Genomic DNA, 23,596 nt, shown 5'->3' on the forward strand with positions numbered 1-23,596 from the left:
CGTCGCCGGGCGGGGGCTCCGTGCTGTTCCGGGCCGCCTCCGCGGCGCCGCGGGGCGGGTTACGCGGGTTCCTCCGGACGGCGGGGCGGGGGCGGTCACGGGTCGGGGGCCGAACGGAGCAGCGGTTCACCCGCGGGGGTGAGGGCGGTTTTCCACAGGGCGGGGTTTTCCACAGGGTGGGGAAATCCGCGGACGCCGTCCGGCGGGCGGTCGCAGGATGGCGTCGTGGCCTCGACCGGGGTCGCGCCCACCCGTCGGAAGGCCCGCTGCCGTGACCTCCTCCGTGCTGCCCCCGCTGCCCGCCGCGCTCGTCCCGCCGCGCCGCGAGGTGCCCGATTTCCCGCCGATCCGCGGCACCGCGCGGGGCCGCCACCGTCTGCGCTGCGCGCTGCGGCGGCGGCCGGGTCGGTTCGCCGCCGGGTGCCTGCTGCTGGCGGCCGTGCTGCTGTCCGGCCCGCTGCGGGGGGCTCCGCCGCCGCCCGCCGGGGCCTCCACCGGGGTGCCCGGCTGCCCCCGGGCGTCAACCTGACGGTGGCGGGTTCACCCGTGACCTCCACCGGCGTCCGCCGTTCGACGCGGCATGAAAGGCTTCAAGGAATTCCTGCTCCGCGGCAACGTGGTGGACCTGGCCGTCGCCGTCGTCATCGGCGCGGCCTTCACCGCCGTCGTCAACGCGTTCGTCAAGGGCGTGATCAACCCGCTGGTCGGCCTGTTCGGCACCAAGGACCTGGCCGCCTACACCTCGTGCCTCAAGGGCCCCTGCGAGGTGGACGCCGCGGGCAACGTCACCTCGGGCATCTTCATCCTCTGGGGCTCGGTGCTCAGCGCCGCGCTCACCTTCCTGATCACGGCCGCCGTCGTCTACTTCCTGCTGATCCTGCCGATGAACCACTTCATGCGGAAGCGGAAGTCGGTGGAGGAGGAGGCGCTGGAGGCCGAGGCCAAGGAGGTCGAACTGCTCACCGAGATCCGCGACGCGCTGGTGCGCCGCGGCTGACCCACCGCCCCTACTTCTCCCCGTGGTGCGGGGGCCGCTGGCTGCGGTACCAGTCGAGCCCCCGCTCCCCCGACCCGTCGCCCCAGCCGCGGTCGGTGTCGTCGGAGGTCTGCTGCTCGAACGGGTCCTTGAAGACCAGCCGGGGCCGCGGGGCGGACCCGGGCCGGGAGTCGGGTCGGGGCTCGGGCTGCTGCTGGGCGTCCGCGGAGGTCATGCCCTCCACTCTAGGACCGGCCGCGGGCCCCGACGGCCCGCCCACTACGCCGCCTCGAAGCCCGCGTGGTCCGCGATCTTCTTCAGCTCGGCCAGGGCGTGCTTCTCGATCTGGCGGATCCGCTCGCGGGTCAGGCCGTGCTGCTTGCCGACCTCGGTCAGCGTCCGCTCGCGGCCGTCCTCCATGCCGTAGCGGCTGCGGATGATGGACGCGGTGCGGTCGTCCAGGCGGCCGATCAGGTCGTCCAGCTCCTCGCGGCGCATCATCACCATGACCGCGTCCTCCGGGGAGACCGCGCCGGTGTCCTCCACCAGGTCTCCGAACTGGGTCTCGCCCTCGTCGTCGACCGACATGTTGAGGCTGACCGGGTCACGGGCCCAGTCCAGGACGTCCTTGACCCGCTGCTCCGTGGTGTCCAGCTCGGCGGCGATCTCCGCGGGCTCCGGCTCGCGGCCCAGCTCCTTGGCCTTCTCGCGCTGCACCCGGCGGATCCGGCCGAGCTCCTCGACCAGGTGGACGGGCAGCCGGATGGTGCGGGACTGGTCGGCGATGGAGCGGGTGATCGCCTGGCGGATCCACCACGTCGCGTAGGTGGAGAACTTGAAGCCCTTGGAGTAGTCGAACTTCTCCACCGCCCGGACCAGGCCCGCGTTGCCCTCCTGGATCAGGTCGAGCAGCGGCAGGCCGCTGCGCGGGTAGCGGCGGGCGACGGCGACGACCAGGCGCAGGTTGGACCGGATGAAGACGTCCTTGGCGCGCTCGGCGTCGTCCGCTATCGCCTGCAGCTCCTCGGTGGTGACGCCGTCGAGCTGCTCCTCCTCGTCCAGCAGGTGCTGGGCGAAGACCCCGGCCTCGATGCGCAGGGACAGCTCGACCTCCTCGGCGGCGTCGAGCAGGGGCGTCCTGGCGATCTCGTCAAGGTACATGCCGACCAGGTCGCGGTCGGCTTCGAGGTTGGTCGGGCGGGCCGTACGACTCCGATCGGCCCTGTCGCGTACGACGGCACGGGTGGCCATGCTTGCTCCCTCACTGACGCTGCCGGGGGCGCTCCGTTCCGCCGCTCGGCACCAGCGTGTGGGCCGTTCGTGGCTCACACGTAACGATCCAACGCACAGAAAACGGACAACATTCCCAAGTGGCTCAGTTTTCCCCGGGCGATGCAGTATCCTGCCGGTTTTCATCCGACCGGTACACGCAGCGTGACGCGTGCCGCACGGCGTGCTGCCGCGGATCGGCACCGAATCGGCGCGGGGTCTTCGCGGCGCGTCCGCACAACCGATGCGCAATCGCTATCGCCCCAGCGCCGGATCGCTTCCCGCCGCTGGGAAGGTGTCTGTCATGCACCAGCCCAACGACCCCGGCCCGGGGCCCGGCCCCGGCTCCGCGCCCGGAACGGTCCGTCCTCCGGTACAACGCACGGCGGTGCTCCGTTGTGCCGGGGCGGCCCTCGCGGGTGCGCTGGTGTTCGCCCTGCTGCTGCTCCTGGCGCGGACCGGCTGGTCGCCGCTGGCCCGGTTCGACCGGAGCTGGACCTCGCTGCTGCACCGGTACGCGCTGCGGCACCCGGTGTGGACGGCCGCCCTGCAGACGCTGGGCGACCTGGGCGCGCCCTGGGTGATGCGGGCGCTGCTCGGGACGGCCGCCGCCTGGCTGTGGGTCACCGGCACCCGGGCCCTGGCGGGCTGGGCCGCGGCCGCCGCCCTGCTGGGCTGGGCCGCGGGCCGGGCCGGACGGGCCCTGGCCGACCGGCCCCCGCCGCACTTCGCCGACCCGGTCTCGGCCGCCTCCGGCCCGTCCTTCCCCTCCGGGCCCGCGCTGGCCTCCGCGGTCACCTGCGGGGCGCTGCTGGCGCTGCTGTGGCCGCGGGCGGAACGGCCGGTGCGGGCCGTGGCGGGCGGCGCCGCCGCGCTGGCCGTGCTCGCCGTGGGCTGGACCGTGATCGCGCTCGGCGTGCACTGGCCCAGCGACGTGCTGGCGGGCTGGGCGGCCGCCCCGGTGGTGCTGGCCGTTCCCGCGCTCGCACTGGAGCTGTGGCGGCCCGGGCGGATCGGCCGGGACGTGCGGCGGCTGCGGCGGCGCGCCCGGCCGCGGGTGCAGCGGGTGCTGGCGCCGCCGCTGCCACCGGTGGGGGCCGCGGAGGCGGCCGGGCCGGGGGGCGGGCCGACGGGCGAAGGCGGACCGGGGGGCGGAGGCGGACCGGGGGGCGGAGGCGGACCGAGGGGCGGACGGGTCGGCTCGGCGCGTTCGACGGGTCCGGCGCGTTCGACGGGTCCGGCGCGTTCGACGGGTCCGGCGCGTTCGGCGGGTTCGGCGGGTTCGGCGGTCGAACCGGTGGGGTGGGCGGAGTCCGCCACGGAGCGCGATCCGGGGCGCTCCTGACGGACCGTGAGCAACGTCACACTGCGTTGCCCGCATCCTCCGCCCGGGGGAACGGCGTGACCAGCATTCCGCGTGTTTCCGGGCGCAAACGGCGCTGCCCGGCGTCCGTGGCAAGGCCCCCGGGCACCCGTGCGACCCGGCCGGACACCCCGCCGGTCGGCACCCGACTCCCCATCGGGTGCCGAAGTGGGGCAGACTTCTGCGGCTGGTGCACCCTGCAACCGGCAGGCGGAGTCCGGAACGGACCGACTTCCCGCACTCACCCACGCAACGCCGGACGGGCACCGATCGACGGGGGGTCCGATGACCATGCACACCGCGGACGGATCCGGCGACCCGTACTCCCCGCAGGGCGGCGGGTACGAGCAGCCGCAGGCAAACCCGTACCAGCAGCCGCAGGGCAACCCGTACCAGCAGCCGCGGCCGCCGCAGGGCGGCTACGCCGGGCAGGACCAGCCGACCGTGCAGCTGGGGCGGATCCCGGCCCAGGCGTTCGAGCAGCCCGGCTGGCCGTCGTACCCGCCGCAGGCCCCGGAGCGTCCGGTGCCGCCGCCGCGGGTGGGCGAGGAGCCGGCCGCCGGGGCCCCGGAGCCCGCCGCGGCCGAGCCCGCCGCCTCCACCGGCCGCAACGGCCTGATCATGGCACTGGGCTCGCTGGCCTCCCGGGCGCTGGGCTTCGTGCGCAGCGCGGTGATCGTGGCGGCGCTGGCCACCGGCCCGGCCGGTGACGCGTTCAACGTGGCGAACTCGCTGCCGAACATCGTCTACATGATGCTGCTCGGCGGCGTGCTGGCCTCGGTGTTCGTGCCGGAGCTGGTGCACGCGATGCAGACCCACAAGGACGGCGGCCAGGCGTACACCGACCGGCTGCTCACCCTGTGCGGGGTGATCCTGGTGGTGCTGACGGTCGGCGCCTGGCTGTTCGCCCCGCAGATCGTCGACTTCTACTCCGAGTTCGAGGGCGTGCAGCGCGAACTGGCGATCACCTTCGCCCGGTACTGCCTGCCGCAGATCCTCTTCTACGGCGTGTTCACCCTGCTCGGGCAGGTGCTGAACGCCCGCGACCGGTTCGGCGCCATGATGTGGACGCCGGTGCTGAACAACGTGGTCGCGATCGGCGTGTTCGGCGGCTACCTGGCGATGGGCAGGCACGCCTACGAGGCGAACGAGGTGAGCAGCGGGGACGCCCTGCTGCTGGGCCTCGGCTCGACCCTGGGCATCGTGGTGCAGGCGGTCGCGCTGCTGCCCTCGCTGCGCTCGGCCCGCTTCACCTACCGCCCGCGCTTCGACTGGCGCGGCGCGGGCCTGACCCGGCCGCTGCGCGCGGCGGGCTGGGCGCTGGCCCTGGTGCTGGCCACCCAGCTGTCCTTCGCGGTGATCACCAGCCTGAGCACCAGCGCGGGCACCGCGGCGAAAGCCGCGGGCATCCTGGGCGGGCGCGGCTTCTCCGCCTACAACAACGCCTACGCGCTGTTCGTCGTCCCGCAGGGCGTGATCACGGTGTCGCTGGTGACGGCGCTGCTGCCGACCATGTCCCGGGCCGCGACGGCGGGCGACTACCGGAAGATCGGCGAGGACCTGTCGGGCGTGCTGCGCTCCTCGGCGGCGATGGTGGTCACCGCCGCGGTGCTGTTCTTCGCGCTGGGCTCGCAGATCGCGATGGCCGCGTACGGCTACGGCCCCGGGCAGTCCGTGCACGACGACGCGATGGTGGTCGGCCTGCTGTTGATGGCCTTCGCGGTCGGCCTGCCCGCGTTCTGCGCCCAGTACGGCCTGGCCCGCGGCTTCTACGCGATGGGCGACGCCCGGACTCCGTTCTGGCTGACCCTGATCTCCACCGGCACCAACGCGGCGCTGTGCTGGGTGGCGTACGAGACGCTGCCGCTGCGCTACAAGGTGATCGGCATGGCGGTGGCGCACACCGTGGCGGCCACCCTGTCGGCGGTGGTGACCGGCGTGGCGCTGGGCCGCCGCCTCGCGAAGGGCGCGCCCGCGGCCACCACGGTGCCCGCACCGCGACAGCCGGAGGGGAACCCGGACGCCACGATGGTGCTGCGCACCGACGCCTTCGCGCCCGGCGCCAACGCCACCGTCGACCTGGGCGTGCGCCGCGGCGGACGGCGCGGCAGCGGGCTGGAGGGCGGCCGCCTGGTCACCCTGCACCTGGGCCTGGTCCTCGCCTGCGTCCCCGGCGCGCTGGCCGCGCACTGGCTGGCGGGGCGCTTCGGCGCGAGCCTCCTCGGCAGTCTGACCGGCCTGGCGGTGGGCTCGCTCGCGGTGCTCCTGTCGCTCTTCGTCCTCGCCCGCCCGCTCGGCGTGGGCGCCTCGGTCGCCCCCTTCGCCCGCAAGCTCCGCATCCCGTACCCGACGCCCGCGCCGACCAGCGGCAAGCACCGCCGCTGAGACCGCCTGCGGCGGGCAGCCGCACCGGAGGGCCGGGAAGCGACTGCGACGGGCTGGGCGGCGGCGGACGTCGTCAGGCGGGCACGTGCACAGGGCGCCGGGCGCCGACGCCGCAGGACGCCTGCGGTGGGCAGTCGGGCCGGAGAGCCGCGCAGCGCCTGCGGCGGGCACCGGTGTCGCGGAGCGCCTGCGGCGGGGCGAGCACGGCGAGGAGAACCCCTGCGGGGCACGACGGGGCGAACACCGCCAGGGCCGCGCAGGTGCCGGGCACCGGTGGCGCAGGAGGCCCGTGGCGGGCGGCCCTGCCGGGTGCCGGGGTGCGCGGGCGGCCGTCTGCCGGGTGCCGGTACCGCGGGACGCCTGCGGCGGGTAGCCGGGCCGGGGAGCCGCGCAGCGCCTGCGGCGGGCACCGGTGTCGCGGAGCGCCTGCGGCGGGGCGAGCACGGCGAGGAGAACCCCTGCGGCGGGGGTCGCCGGAGCAGGGGGCCGGTGTCGCGGGACGCCTGTGGCGGGTGGCCGGGGTGCGGGTGCGGCCGTCTGTCGGGGGGGGGCCGGGCCGGGGGTCTGGGGTGGGTGGGGGTCAGGCGGGGGCGTCCTCGGGGGTTTCGAGCCAGCCGAGGGCGGCTACGTGGATGCCGGCCTGGAAGCGGCTGCGGGCGTCCATGCGGACCATGAGGTCGGCCATCATGCGGCGGACGGTGCGCAGGGAGACGCCGAGGCGTTGGCCGGCGCGTTCGTCGGTGAGTCCTTCGGCGAGGAGGCGGAGGAGTTCGCGTTCCTGGCCGGTGAGGCCGTGGGGGTCGCGCTGGGGGCTCTCGCCGAGGGGGCGGGCGTGTTCCCAGACCTGGTCGAAGAGGGCGCGGAGGGCGGCGACCACGCCGGGGCTCTGGAGCAGGACGGCGCCCTTGCGGGGGTCCTCGGGGTCGATCGGGACGATGGCGGTGGCGTTGTCGACGACGATCATGCGCAGCGGGAGGGTCGGGGTGGTGCGGACGGCGCCGCCGAGGCCGTGCAGCCAGCGGGCGTACTGGACGGTGGCGGGGTCGTTGCGGACGCTGTCCTGGTAGACGGTGCGCATCCGGACGCCGCGTTCCAGGGTCTCCTGGTCGAGGGCGCGGCTGGCTTCCATGACGGGGGCGGGCTGGGGGCCGCCGGGGGCGAAGGAGAGCACTTCGGCGGTGGCGTCGGAGGCGAGCTGGATGAGCCGGTCGCGGACCTGGTCGAGGCTGGAGAGCATCTCGATGCCGCGCTGCTCGCCCGCGCCGGGGGCGTGGATGCTGGCGTACTCGGCGATCAGCCCGGCCATCGCGGCGCGGCTGCGTTCGGCTTCGCGCTGGCGGCGGGCCTCCTCGGCCTCCTGGTGGGCGAGGAGGGCGGCGAGGCCGCGTTCGGGGTTGACGGCGCGCCAGCGGGTGCCGCAGCTGGCGGGGCGGGTGAGGGCGAGGTCGGCGAGCCGGTCGAGGGCGTCGCAGACCTCGGCCTCGGTGGCGTCGAGGTGTCCGGCCAGGCCGCCGGTGTCCAGGTCGGGGTGGAGCAGCATGGCGCGGTAGACCGCCTCGCCGAACGCGTCGAGCCCGACCGGGCCGCCGGCGGTCAACGGCCGGTCTTCCGCGCGTCCGACCAGGTGCCCGTTCTCGTGGTTCTGCCCATGTCGACCTCCAGCGCGCAGGTGCCGCGCACCCCCCGGATTCCTGCTGACCGGGCGTCAGACTAGCGCTGACCGGACAGCGGGAGAACTGGCTTGCGGAGATTCTGTCGCACTGGTGGGCGAGACGTGAAGGGCGCCTCGCAACTGTCATATTGGTGCCAGGCGGGGATCTGACACCCGGCGGACGGCCCGGAACGGCGCGGGATTTGCCACGCTGGAGGAATGTACGCGATCCGTCTGGAGCTGGTTCCGCCGCCCGTCGCGGACGGCTGCCCGGAGGCGGCCGGGGCCGGTCCGGTGCGGGCGCTGCTGCTGCGGTTGCCGCTGGACGGGGCCCGGGTGTGCCACGCGCGGGTGCGGGAGGACGGCGACGGGCTGGTGGCGGTGTGCTTCCTGACGTCCTCCTCGCTGCTGGCGGCGGAGTGGGCGTTGCGGGCGGGGGCGCGGGCGCTGGTGGGGCCGGAGGGGCCGCTGGCGGGCTGGTCGGTGGCGCGGTGCGAGGCGGACCCGTGGTTCGCGCTGGGCCGGTGGCAGGACCGCGCCCGCAGTTGACTGTACATCAACAACGCACGTCCGGAGCTGTCCTCAGGGTGTCACGGCACTCTGGTGCCAGCTCCGGCTACTGACACGGAGGGGCCACCGGGAGCACTCTCGTTGCTGTCGGCAGGACGACGGAACGGGAACCGCGGCAGCAGCCCCCGGCGGGGGACGCGGAGCGCACCGGACGCCTGGCGACGGTTCACACCACACTCCCCCGGTGGCAGCCCGGGGAACAGCCGAACACGAGAGGACCGGGCACTCCCATGTCGCTGAACATCCGAATTGTCGCGATTGCCGCACTTGGCGCTCTGACCCTGGGTGGCGTCGCCACCGCCGCCGAACTGGCCGGGCCGGCCCAGCGGGCCGCCGTGGTCACCGCCGACGGGGCGGTCGCGGGCGGCCCGCAGCAGCCCGTCGAGGCGGGGGCGCAGGCGGTCGTGATCGGCCCCGGCGTGTCCGACCCGACGCCCGTGCCGTCCGGCAGCCCGAGCCCGTCCGGCAGCCCGACCGGCGGCGCGCAGGAGTCCGGCACCTGGGGCTGGGGCTGATCGGGCCGGAACGGACCGGGGAGGCGCGCGGATGACGACCGCACTGGAACGCCCGCTGGAGCAGCGGGTCATGACCGGCCGGTTCCCGCCCACCGGGGCGGTGGCGGCGGAGCAGGCCACGCTCCTGCTGGCCGACGGCCACCACCTGTTCCGCTCGGGCCTGGGGGCCCTGCTGGACCGGGAGGAGGACCTCGCGGTGGTCGCCGAGGCGGCCGGCGGCGAGGAGGCCGCGGCGGCGGCCGCCCGGGTGCGGCCCGCGGTGGCGGTGCTGGGCCTGGAGCCGGAGCAGCCGGACGGCCCGGCGCTGGCCCGGCAGGTGCAGCAGGCGGCGCCCGGCACGGCGGTGCTGCTGCTCGTCCCGGCGCTGCCGCGGACGGCGGAGCTGCGGCGGGCGCTGGTGGAGGGCGCGGCCGGGGTCCTGCTGAAGGACGTGCAGGCCGCGGCGCTGATCGCGGCGGTGCGCGAACTGGCCCGCGGCGGCCGGGTGTACGACCCGCGGCTGGTGCTGGACGTGGTGCGCACCGGCCAGGCCGGGCCGCTGAGCCGCCGGGAGCTGGCGGTGCTGGGCGAGATCGCCGAGGGCAGCACGGTGCGGGAGGCGGCTGCGGCGCTGTCGCTCTCGCCGGGCACGGTGCGCAACTACGTCTCGGCGGCGATCGCCAAGACCAGGGCCCGCAACCGCTGCGACGCGATCCGGATCGCCCGCGAGTGCGGCTGGCTGTAGGGCGGTCGAAGGAGGAGAACGGCTCGCCGACGACCCGTCAGATTCCCGCTGACGGGTCGCAGGCGTGCGTCCGGAAGGGGCGTCAGAAGTTCTCGCCGAAGCCCTCCCCCGCGCGGGCCGCGTCCACCACGTCCGCGAAGCCGTGCGCGGTGCGCGGCACCCCGGCCGGGCGGCTGCCGATCAGGAACTCGCCGACCGAGGACTCCGCCGTCCAGTCCAGGCCGAGCGCCCGGGCGGCGGCGTCGGTGTCGCCGGAGCCGAGGCCGCACGGGGCCAGGCCCATGGCGGTGGCCACCAGGTAGAGCGTCTGGTAGAGCACGCCGACGTGCTTGAGGGTCAGCGCGTACGCGATCTGGCTGTACTTCCAGGAGAGCCGGCCGAAGCGGCTGGTGACGGTGAGCAGCACCTGCGGGTCGACGGTGCAGGCGGTGGCGCGCCAGGCGGCGGTGACGAGTTCGCTGAACGCGGCCTCCTCGCCGGGGTGCTGGAACGGGCGGGGGCGCAGCCGGTGGGCGGCGGCGTCGTAGCGGTAGACGCCGGGTTCCAGGCCGGTGCACTTGACCACCGAGAGGTAGACCTCCAGTTCGCCGGTGGCGCCGCCGGCCGGGTAGGGGCGTTCGACGCCGTCGTAGCCGTGCGGGTCGGCGGGGTCGCCGGGGATGACGCGGCGGACCCGGGCCACCCGGTAGAGCAGTTCGGCGAGTTGGTCGAGGCTGACCGGGGCGTCGGCGTAGGTGCGCACCGAGCGGCGGCCCTCCAGGACCTCGCTGAGCGCGGGGTCGCGGGCGACCACGGTCTCCCAGTCGGGGACGGGCAGGTCGATGCCCTCGCCCTCCTCGCGGGCGCCCGGGGTGGAGACCGCGGGCAGTTGCGGGACGTCCTGGTGGGCGAAGACGCCGCCGGTGGGGTAGTCGTGGCGGCCGGGGCGGCTGCGGGCGTGGAACAGCAGGTCGTGGAAGTCCCAGAGCGGGGCCTCGGCGCCCTTGCCCGCGTCCAGGAAGCCGCCGCCCGCGAGCAGTCCGGCCAGCGCCTCGCCCTCGGCGGGGCTCATCCCGGCGAGCAGGGCGGCGGCCTCGGCGGTGCGGGAGGTGCTGAGCGCGGCGACGAAGGCTCCGGCGGAGGCCCGGTGCAGGGTGAGGCGGAACGGCGCCATCGGCGATTCGAGGACGCAGCTCTCGCCGTCCTGGCCCTGGCCGTCCGGCAGGCGGCGCAGGTAGGCGAACCGGGAGAGCACCAACTCGCCGGTGGGGCGGGCGAACCCGGGCAGGGCGGCGGAGCGGGCGATCGGCACGGCGGTGGCCAGCGGGGTGCCGAACCGGTCGGCGACGGTGGTGGTGACCAGGTACGGGAAGCGTTCGAGCAGCTTCAGCAGTCGGACGTGGTCGAGCGCCAGCAGGTCGAGGTCGGCGTCGGCGCGGGTGAGGTCGAGCAGCGCGGCGACGGTGTGCTCGCCGAGGGCGTGGACGCGCTGGCGGCCCCACGGGTGGGCGAGTTCGACGTCGGCGCCCTGGGCGGTGACCTCGACCTCGGGTCGCAGCCGCAGCAGGCGGCGCAGCGGGTGGTGGCCCCCGGTGGCGGGGGCGGGCGGCAGGGTTTCGATGACGGTCACGGGTACCTCCCCGGAGGGGGCGGGGCAGCCGGGCCCGGCTGCCCCGCGGGCGGTCAGATGAAGACGGGGATCGGGTTGAGCTCGCTCTCCGGGGTCGGGGTGTCCAGCCAGCCGAGCCGGACCGGGACGTCGTAGAGCCGGCCGGGCGCGAACCTGGCCCAGAAGTGCCGCATGCCGGGGACGATCACCCGGGCGACGGGCAGCCCCACGTCGGGGCGGGTCTGGTCGGCGACCAGGAACTCCATGCCGTGGTCCTCGACGATCCGCTGGACGAGCGCCAGGTCGTCGGCGAGGTCGGCGCCCGCGAGCGGGAGCCAGCTGGCGGGGGTGGAGCGCGGGGCGTTCGGGTCGGGCAGCAGGTAGGGCTGGTTGGCGACGGTGGCGGTGGTCCACCAGGCCTTCTGCTCGGGGTCGGCGCCCGCGTAGGTGACCCGGCCGTGCTCGTCCCCGGCGACGGGGCCGAGGAACTGGTTCATCTCGGTCAGGGCGCGGGTGAGCGCGATGTGCGGGTCGAGGTGGGCGCCGAACGCGATCAGCACGTCCTCGTTGGTGCCGTTGCTCCCGGCGTCGAGCCGCCGGGAGAACGCGCCGACCACGGGGATGCCGAAGTCGGCGGTCAGGTCGAGCGCCCAGATCTCCCGGCGCAGGCCGCGGTAGACCTCGCGGAGCCGGTCGACGTACGGGTCGCCGAAGGCGTCCAGGTCGACGGCGGGGCGCTGGACGCGGTTGTACCACCACAGCGCGACGGCGTCCCGTTCGACGAGTTCCAGGAAGCCCTGGAGCACCGCGTCCTCGAAGGAGGTGCCGGCCGCGCAGCCGTTGGAGTCGCCCGCGGCGTAGAACCGGCCGGCGTGCCGGTAGCCGTAGTACATCGCCTGGGTGGGCAGCCAGCGGTGGCGCTGCTCGGTCAGCGACCAGGCCGGGGACCACTCGATCGGGTCGTCCTCGCGGAACGGCACCGGGACGACGTTGAACATCGACTGCTTGACGTTCCAGCGGTCGCGCTCGGCGTACTGCCTGGCGGAGTAGAGCAGGGTGCGGGAGGGGTGGATCGCGGCGTCGCCGAGTTCGGCGAAGGTCGCGGTGCGGCGGGCCTCGTCGCCCTGGAAGACGCCGGAGAAGCGCTCCATGGCCTCGCCGAGCGCGGAGGCCCGGGCCTGCACGTCGGTGCGGCCCTTGCCGCAGGAGACCGAGCGCAGGCCGGTGCGCAGCTGCCTCAGGTCGCCGCTCTGCCGGGAGAGGTTCTGCCCGGAGACGTAGACCCGCAGGCCGGTGGGGGTGCGGGCGGCCGGGACGAGGGTGGTGACCACGCCGGTGATCGGGCTGAGCTGGGGGCGGTACTTCTCCAGCATGTCCTCGGGCGAGGCGGAGCGGTGGCCGCCGTCGGCGGTGAACGCCTTGGGGCGGGACGCGAAGGCGACGGGCGCCAGTTGGCGCCTGGAGACCATCGCGTCGTCGCCGCAGGAGGGGCACTGCGGGCGGCGCACCAGGACGTGCTTCTCGCTCTCCAGCAGCACGGTGTCCAGGGTGGTGACGGCGGGCTGCGGCGGGCGGGCCCCGGCCAGCCACTTGGCGGTCTCCAGGGCGGCGAGCTGGGTGCCGAGCGCCAGGGTGGCGGGCAGGTGGGCCCCGGCGGTGGAGATCGGTTCGTCCTGGCCGAGGCGGTGCTGCAGGTAGCTGAGCGACTGCCGGTTGGCGGACAGCCGGTGCGCCAGGCACTCCCAGCAGCCGGAGCCCTCGGTGTCCCCGGCGTCCGGGGCGTCGGGGCTGAACACCGGGCCGACCCAGACGATCGAGCCGACCGGGCGGGCCAGCAGCCAGGGGCGGCCGTCGGCGAGGGCCTGCCGGTTGCGTTCGGCCAGGCCGGGGTGGAGGTAGTCCTCGGTGAGGGCGACGGTGAAGGCGGCGTCCTGGTCGACGGTGACGCCCGCGGCGGCCAGCGCGGCCAGGAACGGGGCGGGGTCGAGCTCCCCGTACACCTCGACCCGGACGGTGGCGCTGCGCAGCGCGGTCATCGCGGTGTCGCCGTCCTGCCCGGCCATCTCGAAGAAGGCGGCGCCGGGGCGGTCGGTGGCCGGGTCGGCGGCGGTGACCCAGCCGCCCGCGCGGAGCTTGTCGACGCCCGCGCGGAGCCTGTCGGCGGGGACGACGCCGTCCAGGGCGGCGCCGATCTGCTCGGCGGTGCGGGTGCCGTCCAGCAGCGGGGCGAGGGCCTGGGCGAGCGTGCCGTCGACCACCGAGACGCCGCGCTCGGAGACCAGGTAGACGGCCTCGCCGTCGACCACGTACGGGGTGAAGTGGCGTTTGAAGCCGATGAGTTCGGACATGGCGGGTACTCCTCGTGGCGGCGCGCGGTCAGCGCAGGGTGGCGAGCGGGGCGGCGGAGGCGTCGTGCAGGCGCAGCAGCAGCAGGCCGACGGCGACGGTGCCGTCCAGCGCGCCGAGGTTGACGGCGTCGTGCGCGGCCCGGTCCGGGAACCAGGTGCCGTGCAGGCGGTGGCGGGTGAGCAGTTCGCGGACCATCAGGGCGGCGGCCTCGCGGCCGTCGTAGAACGGGCCGTCCAGCAGGGCCTCGGCGCCTTCCGGCAGGGTGTGGACGAGTCCGGCCTCGGCGGCGGTGAGCGCCTCGGTGGCGGCGGAGAGCAGGGCGCGGCCGGTGAGGGCGGCGAGTTCGGGACCGGTGACGGGCGGGGCGAGGGCGCCGAGGTCGGCCCGGTCGACGGCGTCGGCGCCGAGCGAGACGGCGGTGTCGAGGCAGGCGAGGCGGCCGGAGCGGGTGCCGGTGGCGAAGCGGTGGGCGCGCAGCCGGGCCCGGACGTCCGCGGGGTCGGCGAGCAGGGCGGGGGCTTCGGCGAGGGTGCGGGCGAGCGCGGCGGCGATCGAGTCGGTGCCGCCGGGGACGAGCTCCAGGAAGTCGAACGGGGTGTGCTCGTCGGCGAGTCGGTCGACCGCCCCGGCGGCCAGCACCCGGATCGCCCGGTCGGTCTCGCCGTGGCTGCCGCCCGCGGCGCGGCGCAGCCGCAGCAGGTTGAGCAGCAGGCCGGCGGTGCCGAGCGGGACGTCGCCGTGCGGGACGCGCACCGGGCGGCCGGGCCGGTTGGAGGCGGACTCGGCGACCGTCAGCGCGCCGGGGACGAGGGCCTGGGCGGCGGTGAGGAAGTCGGCCTCGCCCAGCAGCAGGCCGCCGCGGGCCAGGCCGTGGATGATCGCGCCGGGGCCGAAGAAGCCGCCGGGGACGGGCGCGCCGGAGGCCAGCCGGGAGTCCCCGGCGAAGGCGAAGGCCATCGGCTCCTCCGGGTCGATCAGGGCGGCGGCCTCGGCGAGCAGGCCGTGCGCGGCCCGGTGGAAGCGGGGTTCGCCGGTGGCGGACCAGAGTTCGGCGAACAGCAGGGCGATGCCGAGGGTGCCGGAGGTCAGGTCGGGGCCGAGCGCCTCGACCTGGCGCAGGCCGGTGCCCGGGTACCAGCTCTGGCCGAGCCAGCCGGTGGGGCGCCGGTCGGCGAGGATGCGGTCGCCGAGCGCCGTGGCGGCGGAGAGCAGCTCGCCGGAGGTGGGCGGTTCGGCCGCGCGCAGCGGCCGGAGCGGCTTCGCCGGGGGCTGCTCGGTGCCGGCCCGGGCGGCGTCCGTGCAGCCGGACAGCACCGCGACGTGCCCCTCCAGGTCGAAGCCGTCGAGTTCGGCGACCCGCTGTTGCAGGCGCTCCCAGCCGGTGGACCGGAAGTGCCCGGGGATCTCCCGGCCGTCGGCGGTGAACACCGAGGAGGAGGTGGTCAGCGAGCGGAAGAACGGGATGTCGAAGGAGCGGAACGAGTCGAGTTCGGCGAGCACCACCTCCAGCAGGTCGCCGCGGGCGGCGTCGCCCGCGCGGGCGGTGACGGCGCCGCGCAGCGCACCGGCGATGACGGTCTCCCGGGTCGCGCCGTCGTCCAGGGCGAGCGGGCTGGTGGAGGCCCGCAGGATCTTGTAGCCGTCCCAGGTGTGGCGCCAGATGTAGCGCACCCAGATGCCCCGGAACCCGCTCAGCGGACCTTCGGGGTCGGCGAGTTCGCCGCGCAGCCGGTGCAGGGCCGCGTGCATCTCGCGGTAGCCGTCGGCCACCTCCTCGGTGTACTGCCACGGATCGGCCGGCTGCCCGTCGTGCACCGGGCGGTAGGCGGGCAGCGGCAGGGCGGGCACGCCGGGGGAGGTCTCCAGGCTGCCGACCCGGGACAGGCAGCCGATGTCGAGGGCGTCGGTGCGCCCGGCCGGGGTCCACGCCTGGAAGGCCATCGCGGTGCGCACCACGGTGGTCTCCAGCTCGTCCAGCAGGCCGCGCTGGCCCTCCGTCAGGACCGGCGGGGCCTGGACCCGCGGGTAGAGCAGGCACTCCAGGTCGATCAGGACGGGGTGCTCGCCGTCGGCCAGCAGGTTGTCGGCCCACAGGTCGCGGCCCTCCAGCAGCTGCACCAGCCGGATCGTCATGCCCAGGCGGCGGTAGAACCGGGCGAAGCCGGCCCGGTCGGCGCACGGGCGGGACGGGACGAGCTCCTCCCAGCCGTAGTCGCCGGAGCAGTCGGTGCTGAGCGAGGCGGCGTGGCCGTCGTCGCCGCGGTCGGAGCGGATCAGCACGGTGCGCAGCGGCAGGTCGAGGCTCAGCTCCCGGTTGAGGCGCTCGACCAGGCCGAGGAAGGCGGCGGCGTGCCGCATGTCCTTGGGCTTGTAGACCACGCCCGCGCCGTTCTCGAAGCGCAGCAGCGCCACCGAGCGGCCCTGGGCGTGCCGGTCGCCCGCGTCGCCGTGCACCGAGTCCAGCGCGCCCGGGTCGACGCCGCCCCACATCTGCTCGACCAGGCCGGGCCGGTCGGCGGCGAAGCGGGCGAACATCTCGGTGTACATCTCCTGCCACTGGCGGCAGACCGTGCCGATCAGGTAGGCCAGTGCGGGCAGCCGCTCCAGCCGGGCCAGCCAGCCCGCGGTGGAGGCGTCCGGTCCGCCCTCGGCGTCCCAGCCGGTCGCCCGGGGGCGGCCGGTGGCGAGCTGGAACTCCTGGCACAGGGTGAGGTTGGCGACCTCCACCAGCCGCCCGGTCAGGGTGGCGGCCACGTCGGCGCGGCCCTTCGCGGTGACCGGGACGCCGAGCACCGAGCCCTCCCCGGCGGGCAGCAGGGCGTCGGCGGCGGCCCGGAAGCCCGCCGTGACCGCGCCCGGCCCGGTCGCGGGCACCGCGCTCTGGGCGCGCAGGAACACCGCCAGCGGGTACGCCCAGCTCGGCAGCTTCGCCGGGTCGGCCAGGCGGACGCGGCGCAGGCCGTCGCCCAGCGGGCGGCCGGTCCCGGCGAGGTGGTCGAGCAGCACCCCGGCCGAGCGCTGGTCGCCCGCGGCGCGGCGCAGCCAGGTCTCCACGACGGCGGCGCGGCTGCGCCGGTCCTCGGCCGGGTCGGGGGCGAACGGGGCCTGCCCGTCGTCGCGGGCGGCGGCCCGTTCCTCGAAGCTCGCCGCGGCGGCGATCACGGCGTGCAGCCGCTCGTCGGCGCCGGGCAGGCCGGGCAGCAGGGCGGTCGTCGGGGCCTGGTGGCCCGGGCTTCCGGCGGTGCGGAGCCAGGTCTGAACGTCGAGCGACATCTCACATCTCCTGGAGGCGGGCGAGGCGGGTGAACAGCGGGTCGGTGCCGAGCAGTTCGCGGTAGGTGCCCTCGGCGGACACCCGTCCCCCGTCCAGCACGTAGATGCGGTCGGCGGTGCGGACGGTGCTCAGTCGGTGGGCGATCACCAGGCGGGTGCGGTCGAGGCCGGCGACGGCCTCGGCGACCCGCTGCTGGGTGGTGTTGTCGAGCGCGGAGGTGGCCTCGTCGAGCAGCAGCACGGCCGGGTCACGGACCAGCGCGCGGGCCAGCAGCAGGCGTTGCACCTGGCCGCCGGAGAAGCCCTGGGCGTCCTCGCCGACCCGGGTTCCGAGGCCCATCGGCAGTGCCCTCAACTCGTCGGCGATCCCGGCGAGTTCGGCGGCGCGCCAGATCCGCTCCTCGGTGACGTCGGGGTCGGCCCCGGCCAGGTTCTCCAGCAGCGAGCCGCGCAGCATCCGGCCGTGCTGGAGCACCGAGCCGAGCTGGCGGCGCACCAACCGGGCGTCCAGCGCGGCCAGTTCGCGGCCGTCGTAGCGGACCGCACCGGACTCGGGCTGCTCGAAGCCGAGCAGCAGCCGGACCAGGGTGGACTTCCCGGCGCCGGACGGGCCGACCACCGCGACGAACTCGCCGGGCTCGGCCCGCAGCGACACCCCGTCCAGGGTCGGCAGCGCACTGCCCGGGTAGCGGAACACCACGTTCTCCAGGGCGAGTTGCCCCCTCAGGCGGCCCGGGTCGGCGAGTCGGCCGGCCCGCTCGGCGGCGTTCACGGCCGGTTCGGCGAGGATCGGCCGCAGCCGCTCCAGCACCGGGGCGACCCCGTAGGCGCCCGCCGCGGCGTGGGTGACCTGGCCCAGCGCCAGCGCGACCTGGCCGGCCGCGACGCCCGCCGCGACCAGGTGCCCGGCCTCGGCCGCCGAGCCGAACGTCGCGCCCGCCAGCAGCACGGCCAGCAGCAGGGGTTGGAGCGCGGCGGTGAGGGCGCCGGAGAGCGCCTCGCTGCGCATCGCGGCGGCGTCCGCGCGCTTCTGCCCGGCGAACGGGACGGCCCAGCGGGCGAACGCCTGGATCTCCCGGCCCGCGGTCTGGATCTTGTCGATGCCCAGCAGCAGCCCGTACAGCACGCCCTGCAGCTGCCCGTGCGCCTCGTACACCTGCGACTCGTGCTCCTGGCGGCGACGGCCGAGCAGCAGCAGCCCGGCCGTCACCGCCAGCACGGCGAGCAGCAGCAGCCCGCCGAGCCGCCAGTCCACCAGCAGCAGGACCGTCAGGCCGGTGACGGCGAACACCGCGCCCAGCACGGCGCCCACCAGCACCTCCGAGAGGGCCTGCCGGGCCTGCGCCACCGCGTTCGCCCGGTGCACCAGGTCACCCGTGGTGTAGTCGCGGAAGAACCGCGCGTCCTGGGCCAGCAGCCGGTCCCAGACGGCGGGTTCGAGCGCGTGCTGCACCCGGCTGGTGAGCCGGACGGCCGCGGTGTTGCGGACCAGCGTGAGCAGCCAGGACGCCACCACCGCGGAGCCCAGCAGCACGGCCAGCCAGCGCACCGGGTGCCGTTCGGCCAGCAGCAGGCCGGGCAGCAGCACTCCGGTGGACAGCGGGACGAGCAGACCGAGCAGCGCCGACACCAGACCCGCCACGCTCAGCACCGCCAGGTCCCGGCGGGCACCGGGCACGGCGAGGGCGAAGCGCAGCAGGTCGGCCGGGGTCGGGCACCCCGGTGGCAGCGGCGGGTGCAGCAGCAGCGCCTGGCGGCTCAACTCCGCACGGGTGGCAGCCCGTCCGGAACCCGGGTCGTGGCGGCGGTGCCGCCCCGCCCGGGGGATCAGGGCGATCGGCCGGCCGTCCTCGGCGGCGAACGCCACCATCGGCCCGGCCGTACCGCGCTCGTCCCCGCCGTCCAGCGTCACGGGCCGCCAGCGCACCCCGGCCCGGCGCAGCAGCGCCGTCACCGGGTCGGCGGCGTCCCGCACCGCGGCGGGGACCTCCTTCGGCACCGGCACCCCCAGCGCCCGCAGCACCTCCCGCGCCTGGTCCGCGCGGTGGCGCGGCGCTGTCGGCGCGGCTCCGCCGCGGCGCGGGGAGGTGTGCGGACGGGTGGTGGTGCCGAACTGCGCCAACGCGTCCGCGAGCGCGGTCCGGTTGGCGTCCGCGGTGGCGTCGGCCCGGGTCGCCGGGCCGCGCTCGGTGTCCGCCGCGGTGGTCCGCGGGCCGCCCGCGGGGGCGGCAGTGGTGGTGACGGTCATGCCTGCTCCTCCGTCCGGACGGGCTGGTGCGGGGTGGTCCGGGTGGTCCCGGCGTTCTCGGACTCGCGCAGCAACTCCCGGTAGGGGCCGTCCTGTTCGGCGAGTTCGGCGGGCGGGCCCTGTTGGACGATCCGGCCGCCTCGGATCACCACGACCCGGTCGGCGGCCCGGATGGTGCTGAGGCGGTGGGCCAGGACGAGGCAGCTGACGCCGCGGCGGCGCAGGTGGGTGTTGACGGCGGCCTCGGTGTGGGCGTCCAGGGCGCTGGTCGCCTCGTCGAGCACCACGAGCACCGGGTCGAGGGCCAACGCCCGGGCGATCTCCAGGCGTTGGCGTTCGCCGCCGGACCAGTTGCGGGCGTCCTCGTCGATCCGGGCGTCCAGTCCGCCGCGGCGGCGGACGAGTTCGGCGGCTTCGGCGTCGGCGAGGGCGCGGTGCAGGGCGTCCTCGTCGGCGGAGGGGTCCCAGAGCGTGAGGTTCTCCCGGACGGTGCCCTCGAAGAGGCGCAACTGCTGCTCGACGTAGGCGACCTGGCTGGTGACGACGGCCCGGTGCCAGTCGTCGCGGGGGCGGCCGTCGAGCAGCACCTCGCCCTTCCAGGGGCGCAGCACGCCGGCCGCGAGCCGGGCCAGGGTGGATTTTCCGCTGCCGCTGCCGCCGACCACGGCGACCCACTCGCCGGGGGCGATCCGCAGCGAGATGCCGGTGAGGGCGGGGGGCCGGTTCGGGTCGTAGCCGAACTCCAGCTCGCGCAGCTCCAGTTCGCCGCGCAGCCGGACCGGTTCGGCGGGGGCGTCGAGGACGGGGGTGAGGTACGGGTCGACCTCGCTGGTCTCGATGTCCTCCAGCAGCGCGTTCTGGGCCCGGGCGACGGTGAACTCCGATCCGGTGCCGACGAGTTGGGAGACCGGCAGGAGGAAGCCGTTGAGCAGCAGCAGGAAGGCCAGCAGGGTGCCGAAGGAGAGCGTTCCGGCCAGCAGCAGGGCGGTTCCGGCGATCACCGCGGCGGCCGCGGCGGCGGAGTTGAGCGCGCCGGGCAGCGAGAGCGGCACCAGGACGCTCCGGGCGACCTGCTGCCCGGTGTGGGCGGCGCGGGCCTGCCAGCCGGCCCAGGAGCGGAACAGCGCGTCCTCGGCGCCCTCGGCCTTGACCGTCTCGATGGCGGACACCCCGGCGAAGGCGACGCCGTCGCGCTTGTGGCCCTCGGCGTGCAGCCGGTGGACGGTGCCGCCGCGCCGCCGGTCGGCGGAGCGCAGCGCGAGCACGTCGAGCGCGGCGACGGCGAGCGGGATCGCGGCGAGCCGCGGGGCCAGCCAGAGCAGCGCGGCGAGGTGCACGGTGGCGGCGGCGAGCGAGGAGGCCGCGCCCGCGACCCGGTAGGAGAGCAGGTTGGCCAGGCCGTCGTTGAGCTGCACGCGGGTGACCAGGCCGCCGAGCTGGCGGCGGTGGAAGAACGCGCCGGGCAGCCGCAGCATCTTCCACAGGAAGGCGGCCGAGGAGCGGGCGGCCATCGCCTCCAGCACCCGGTTGACCATCGCGGAGCGCAGCCAGTTCCCGGCCAGGACGAGTGCGGTGACGGCGGCCCCGGCCAGGGTCAGCGGCAGGGCCCAGTCGGTGGCGCCGCCGTTGACCACGGTGGCCAGGTAGGTGCGCAGCAGGAACGCGGAGGCCACGCCGGGCAGCGTCATCAGCATGCCGACCAGGACGGCGGCCAGCATCGGCCAGGCGTACGGCCGCATCCGGCTGCCGAGCGAGCGCAGCAGCGGGAAGCGGCGGCCGCCGGGTGCGAAGTCGGGGCCGGGTTCGAAGCCGACCGCGATGCCCGCGAAGGAGTCCCAGAACTCGGCGGGGGTGGCGGAGTAGGAGCCCAGCGCGGGGTCGTTGACGTGCACCCGGCCGCGCCTGACGCCTTCGAAGACGGCGAAGTGCGGGCCGGTGACCAGCACCACGGACGGCACCGGCACCGCGTCGAGGCCCTGCAGCCTCTCGCCCTCGCGGCGCACCACCCGGCGGCCGCGGGCCTGCAGCCCGTACCGTCCGGCGGCGCGGGCAATGGCGGCGGCGCTGACCCCGTCCCGGCTGACCCCGCAGGCCCGGGAGGCCTCGTTCAGGGTGACCCGCCGCCCGAACGCGCCGAGCACCACGGCGAGGCAGGCCGCCCCGCAGTCCTGCTCCTCCATCTGCGGCACGACGGGCGTGCGCAGGTAGGTGCGCTTCCTGCCGGGTCCGGGCCGCTGCGGGGCGGCGGCCTTCGGCGCCCCGCTGTTGGCGGTGCGCGGTTCGGTGGCGGGCGGTTCGACGGCCGCGGTCCGGACGGGCCTCATCGCTTCGCCTCCTGGCCCAGCACCGCCTGGTACGGGTGGCGGCTGCCGAGGTCGACCCGGACGTCCAGGGCCAGCGGGCCGTCCAGCGCGACGCCCTGCGGGAGCCGGGCGTAGGCGACCCAGACGGGGGCGCCGCCGGCGGGCAGGCCGGGGACGGCGACCGGGAGGGTGCCGTCGAGGGTGTCGGCGCGGACGGGCAGCGGTTCGACCCGGTCGACGAGGGCGCGGATCGCACCGCCGCCGGGCACCGGCACCAGGACGGGCAGGCCGGGGGCGAGCTTCGCGGCCCGCGCCGGGTCGTCCACCAGCAGCCGGACGGTGGCCGGGGCGTCGGCCCGGTCCAGCGCCAGCACGGGGGTGCCGGGGGCGAGCGGAGCACCGGGGGCGGCCAGCAGGGCGCTGACGGTGCCGGCGGCGGGGGCGGTCAGCTCGGTGCGCGCGGTGCCGTCGCCGACCAGCGCCAGCACCTGTCCGGCGGCGACCCGCTCGCCCGGCCGGACCTCGAACTCGACCAGGCTGCCCGCGCGTTCGGCGGCGACCCGGACGGGGGCGTCCCCGTGCGCGGCGACCGCGGGCACGGTCATGGTGTGCGGGAGCCTGCCCCACACCGCCCAGCCCGCGCCCGCACCGACGGCCAGCGCCAGGGCGGCGCCGGCCAGCCACAGCCGGGGCCCGATCAGCCGGACGGGCTGGTCGAGCCCGGGTTCCAGCACGGCAGCGGCCCGGGCGGCGGCAACGGCCGCGGTCTGCGGACGCTGCCGTTCCTCGGGTTCGGTCACGGTGGTCATGCCGCCACCTCCATCGGCGCGGGCCGCGGCGCGGCGCGCAGCGGGCAGGCCACCGGCAGTTCGCGGATCCCGCCGAAGGCGAACTGCTCGTTCGGGCGGGCGGTGGCGTCGGTCAGGGTGGTGCTCAACTCCCGTGCGGCGTCGGCCTCGGCGAGGCCGCGCAGGACGGCGGCGCCCGCGATCAGGGAGAGCGGGGCGCCCAGGCAGTGGTGCGGGCCGTGGCCGAAGGCGAGGTGCTGGCGTTCGGGGCGGTCGGGGTCGAAGCGGTCGGGGTCGGCGAAGCGGCGCGGGTCCCGGTTGGCGGCGGCGTACAGCAGCATGGCGACGCTGCCGGCCGGGAGGACGGTGTCGCCGAGCGCGACCTCGCGGGTCAGCGCGCGGGCGCTGGCCCGGACGGGACTGCCGAGGCGCTGCGCCTCGTCGAACACGGCGGCGGCCAGGTCGGGTCGGGCGCGCAGTCGGGCGGCCAGGCCGGGGGTGCGGATCAACTCCCAGGCGGCGACGGCCAGTCCGGAGGTGAGCGTCTCCAGCCCGTTGGCGAGCAGCATCACCACGAAGGCGAGCAGTTCCTCGGTGTCGAGCCGTCCTTCGCTACGGGCGACGGTCAGCCTGCTGATCAGGTCGTCGCCGGGGCGGGCGGCCCGTGCGGCGCACAACTCCTCGACGTAGGCGTGGAATTCGGCGAACTCGGCGTCCAGCTCGGCGGCCCCGGGGCCGGTGCCGGCGGGGTCGAGCATGGCGCGGGAGACCAGGCCGGCCCAGCCGGTGATCCGGTCCTGCTCGGAGTCGGGGACGTCCAGGATGGCGCAGGAGACGGCGACCGGCAGCGGGACGGCCAGGTCGGCGACGAGTTCGAAGGAGCCCGCGGCGATCAGCGGGGCGAGCAGCCGGGCGGCGGTGGTCTCGATCCGCTCGCGCATCTGCTCCAGCCTGCGGTGGCTGAACGCGGCGGTGGCGAGCCGCTTGAGCCGGGTGTGGTCGGCGCCGTCGCGCATCGGCAGCATCCGGTTGACCACCTTGAGCAGGGCGGTGTTCCCGGCCCGGGGCAGTCCGACGGTGGTCGGGTCGACGTTGGTGCCGGGGTTCATCAGGACGGTGAGGATCTCCTGGTGCCCGGAGACCACGTACAGCGGACCGAGGTCCAGGACGGGCGCCTCGGCCAGCAGCCTGCGGTAGAGCGCGGGTGGGTCCTGCTGAGCGGCGGGCTGCTGGATGAACCGCGTCAGCTCGTGCCGGAGGCTGTCCATGCCCGGCTCTCCTTCAATCTGGCGGTGGGGCTGGGGGGGTTCGGGGCCGGAGCGGGGTGCGGGGGTGGGCCGCCGGAGAGCGGACCACCCCCGCACAGGACCCGAATTACTCGGCCGAGACCTCGGCGACGGAGTTCGACACCGAGCTGAAGCTCGACACCGGGCAGGCGGCGGAGAGCAGGGAGGAGACGGAGACGCCGCCGTTGACGGTGTCCAGCTCCTCGACCTCGATGTCGAACTGCTCGTCCTTGTTGATCTCGTTCTGCGCCATGGGAGGCTCCTTCGGTTGCGCGGCTCCGGCCCGCTGGTCGGGTCGGTCGCCTCGG

Annotated in this window: 18 protein-coding genes; 7 read left to right on the plus strand and 11 right to left on the minus strand. The window is 76.0% G+C overall.

The window, feature by feature from the left end; all coding sequences use genetic code 11:
* Positions 1–271: 271 nt before the first annotated feature.
* Together QSK52_RS12705 and mscL are read left to right on the plus strand one after the other, a co-directional pair.
* Complete coding sequence (locus tag QSK52_RS12705; RefSeq protein ID WP_285736092.1) at positions 272–529, plus strand: hypothetical protein; 258 nt, start codon at positions 272–274, stop codon at positions 527–529.
* Positions 530–580: 51 nt separating this feature from the next.
* Positions 581–997 carry a large conductance mechanosensitive channel protein MscL gene (gene mscL, locus QSK52_RS12710; protein ID WP_285736093.1) on the plus strand — a complete coding sequence of 139 codons (417 nt, stop codon included), beginning with the start codon at positions 581–583 and terminating at the stop codon, positions 995–997.
* Positions 998–1,007: 10 nt separating this feature from the next.
* Here the strand turns inward: mscL and QSK52_RS12715 are convergent, their stop codons facing one another.
* Together QSK52_RS12715 and QSK52_RS12720 are read right to left on the minus strand one after the other, a co-directional pair.
* Positions 1,008–1,211: a hypothetical protein gene (locus QSK52_RS12715; RefSeq protein ID WP_285736094.1), complete on the minus strand. Its 204-nt coding sequence runs from the start codon at positions 1,209–1,211 to the stop codon at positions 1,008–1,010.
* Between the two features lie 44 nt (positions 1,212–1,255).
* Positions 1,256–2,227, minus strand: a complete 972-nt coding sequence (locus QSK52_RS12720; protein ID WP_285736095.1) for a sigma-70 family RNA polymerase sigma factor — start codon at positions 2,225–2,227, stop codon at positions 1,256–1,258.
* A gap of 406 nt (positions 2,228–2,633) precedes the next feature.
* Between QSK52_RS12720 and QSK52_RS12725 the strand changes: the two genes are divergently transcribed.
* Both QSK52_RS12725 and murJ read left to right on the plus strand, forming a co-directional pair.
* A complete protein-coding gene (locus QSK52_RS12725) occupies positions 2,634–3,590 on the plus strand; it encodes a phosphatase PAP2 family protein (protein ID WP_285736096.1) in 957 nt (318 codons plus the stop codon).
* Positions 3,591–3,893: 303 nt separating this feature from the next.
* Positions 3,894–5,993 (plus strand): murein biosynthesis integral membrane protein MurJ, encoded by a 2,100-nt coding sequence (murJ, locus tag QSK52_RS12730; protein WP_285736097.1) that lies wholly within the window; start codon positions 3,894–3,896, stop codon positions 5,991–5,993.
* Between the two features lie 580 nt (positions 5,994–6,573).
* On the opposite strand, the gene QSK52_RS12735 is transcribed toward murJ, so the two are convergent.
* On the minus strand, positions 6,574–7,590 hold the full coding sequence (locus QSK52_RS12735) for a LuxR C-terminal-related transcriptional regulator (protein WP_285736098.1): 1,017 nt from the start codon (positions 7,588–7,590) through the stop codon (positions 6,574–6,576).
* Between the two features lie 273 nt (positions 7,591–7,863).
* Here QSK52_RS12735 and QSK52_RS12740 point away from each other — a divergent pair, with 273 nt between their 5' ends.
* The 3 genes from QSK52_RS12740 to QSK52_RS12750 all read left to right on the plus strand — a co-directional run bounded on the left by QSK52_RS12740 (position 7,864) and on the right by QSK52_RS12750 (position 9,453).
* Positions 7,864–8,193 (plus strand): hypothetical protein, encoded by a 330-nt coding sequence (locus QSK52_RS12740; protein ID WP_285736099.1) that lies wholly within the window; start codon positions 7,864–7,866, stop codon positions 8,191–8,193.
* Positions 8,194–8,444: 251 nt separating this feature from the next.
* Positions 8,445–8,729, plus strand: coding sequence for a hypothetical protein (locus QSK52_RS12745; protein WP_285736100.1), 285 nt, complete (start codon positions 8,445–8,447; stop codon positions 8,727–8,729).
* A 31-nt stretch (positions 8,730–8,760) separates the two neighbouring features.
* Positions 8,761–9,453 carry a response regulator transcription factor gene (locus tag QSK52_RS12750; RefSeq protein ID WP_285736101.1) on the plus strand — a complete coding sequence of 231 codons (693 nt, stop codon included), beginning with the start codon at positions 8,761–8,763 and terminating at the stop codon, positions 9,451–9,453.
* A gap of 82 nt (positions 9,454–9,535) precedes the next feature.
* Here QSK52_RS12750 and QSK52_RS12755 read toward each other — a convergent pair whose 3' ends face one another.
* From QSK52_RS12755 to QSK52_RS12790, 8 genes are all read right to left on the minus strand, one after another.
* Positions 9,536–11,062 carry a SagB/ThcOx family dehydrogenase gene (locus tag QSK52_RS12755; RefSeq protein ID WP_285736102.1) on the minus strand — a complete coding sequence of 509 codons (1,527 nt, stop codon included), beginning with the start codon at positions 11,060–11,062 and terminating at the stop codon, positions 9,536–9,538.
* Positions 11,063–11,115: 53 nt separating this feature from the next.
* Entirely contained in the window at positions 11,116–13,389 is a 2,274-nt protein-coding gene (locus QSK52_RS12760) for a TOMM precursor leader peptide-binding protein (protein ID WP_285736103.1), read from the minus strand.
* Between the two features lie 28 nt (positions 13,390–13,417).
* The gene (locus QSK52_RS12765) at positions 13,418–16,663 is read right to left on the minus strand and encodes a DUF4135 domain-containing protein (RefSeq protein ID WP_285736104.1); all 3,246 of its coding nucleotides are present in this window, start codon (positions 16,661–16,663) and stop codon (positions 13,418–13,420) included.
* A gap of 1 nt (position 16,664) precedes the next feature.
* On the minus strand, positions 16,665–18,911 hold the full coding sequence (locus tag QSK52_RS12770) for an ATP-binding cassette domain-containing protein (RefSeq protein ID WP_285736105.1): 2,247 nt from the start codon (positions 18,909–18,911) through the stop codon (positions 16,665–16,667).
* Positions 18,908–21,235 (minus strand): ATP-binding cassette domain-containing protein, encoded by a 2,328-nt coding sequence (locus QSK52_RS12775; protein WP_285736106.1) that lies wholly within the window; start codon positions 21,233–21,235, stop codon positions 18,908–18,910. Before QSK52_RS12775 ends, QSK52_RS12770 begins: the two co-directional genes overlap by 4 nt.
* Entirely contained in the window at positions 21,232–22,023 is a 792-nt protein-coding gene (locus QSK52_RS12780; protein WP_285736107.1) for a biotin/lipoyl-containing protein, read from the minus strand. The genes QSK52_RS12775 and QSK52_RS12780 overlap by 4 nt, the downstream gene beginning before the upstream one ends.
* Positions 22,020–23,270, minus strand: coding sequence for a cytochrome P450 (locus QSK52_RS12785; RefSeq protein ID WP_285736108.1), 1,251 nt, complete (start codon positions 23,268–23,270; stop codon positions 22,020–22,022). Before QSK52_RS12785 ends, QSK52_RS12780 begins: the two co-directional genes overlap by 4 nt.
* A 106-nt stretch (positions 23,271–23,376) precedes the next feature.
* The gene (locus QSK52_RS12790) at positions 23,377–23,541 is read right to left on the minus strand and encodes a hypothetical protein (RefSeq protein WP_157845508.1); all 165 of its coding nucleotides are present in this window, start codon (positions 23,539–23,541) and stop codon (positions 23,377–23,379) included.
* Positions 23,542–23,596 lie beyond the last annotated feature (55 nt).

Origin of the sequence: Kitasatospora phosalacinea, assembly GCF_030268885.1 — a bacterium.
In the GTDB taxonomy this organism is placed as follows: Bacteria; Actinomycetota; Actinomycetes; order Streptomycetales; family Streptomycetaceae; genus Kitasatospora; species Kitasatospora phosalacinea_C.

Coding starts and splice junctions, on each gene's coding strand:
- mscL (WP_285736093.1), top strand. CDS start 581: ATGAAAGGCTTCAAGGAATTCCTGCTCCGCGGCAACGTGGTGGACCTG.
- QSK52_RS12715 (WP_285736094.1), bottom strand. CDS start 1,211: ATGACCTCCGCGGACGCCCAGCAGCAGCCCGAGCCCCGACCCGACTCC.
- QSK52_RS12720 (WP_285736095.1), bottom strand. CDS start 2,227: ATGGCCACCCGTGCCGTCGTACGCGACAGGGCCGATCGGAGTCGTACG.
- murJ (WP_285736097.1), top strand. CDS start 3,894: ATGACCATGCACACCGCGGACGGATCCGGCGACCCGTACTCCCCGCAG.
- QSK52_RS12740 (WP_285736099.1), top strand. CDS start 7,864: ATGTACGCGATCCGTCTGGAGCTGGTTCCGCCGCCCGTCGCGGACGGC.
- QSK52_RS12745 (WP_285736100.1), top strand. CDS start 8,445: ATGTCGCTGAACATCCGAATTGTCGCGATTGCCGCACTTGGCGCTCTG.
- QSK52_RS12750 (WP_285736101.1), top strand. CDS start 8,761: ATGACGACCGCACTGGAACGCCCGCTGGAGCAGCGGGTCATGACCGGC.
- QSK52_RS12760 (WP_285736103.1), bottom strand. CDS start 13,389: ATGTCCGAACTCATCGGCTTCAAACGCCACTTCACCCCGTACGTGGTC.
- QSK52_RS12765 (WP_285736104.1), bottom strand. CDS start 16,663: ATGTCGCTCGACGTTCAGACCTGGCTCCGCACCGCCGGAAGCCCGGGC.
- QSK52_RS12770 (WP_285736105.1), bottom strand. CDS start 18,911: ATGACCGTCACCACCACTGCCGCCCCCGCGGGCGGCCCGCGGACCACC.
- QSK52_RS12775 (WP_285736106.1), bottom strand. CDS start 21,235: ATGAGGCCCGTCCGGACCGCGGCCGTCGAACCGCCCGCCACCGAACCG.
- QSK52_RS12780 (WP_285736107.1), bottom strand. CDS start 22,023: ATGACCACCGTGACCGAACCCGAGGAACGGCAGCGTCCGCAGACCGCG.
- QSK52_RS12785 (WP_285736108.1), bottom strand. CDS start 23,270: ATGGACAGCCTCCGGCACGAGCTGACGCGGTTCATCCAGCAGCCCGCC.
- QSK52_RS12790 (WP_157845508.1), bottom strand. CDS start 23,541: ATGGCGCAGAACGAGATCAACAAGGACGAGCAGTTCGACATCGAGGTC.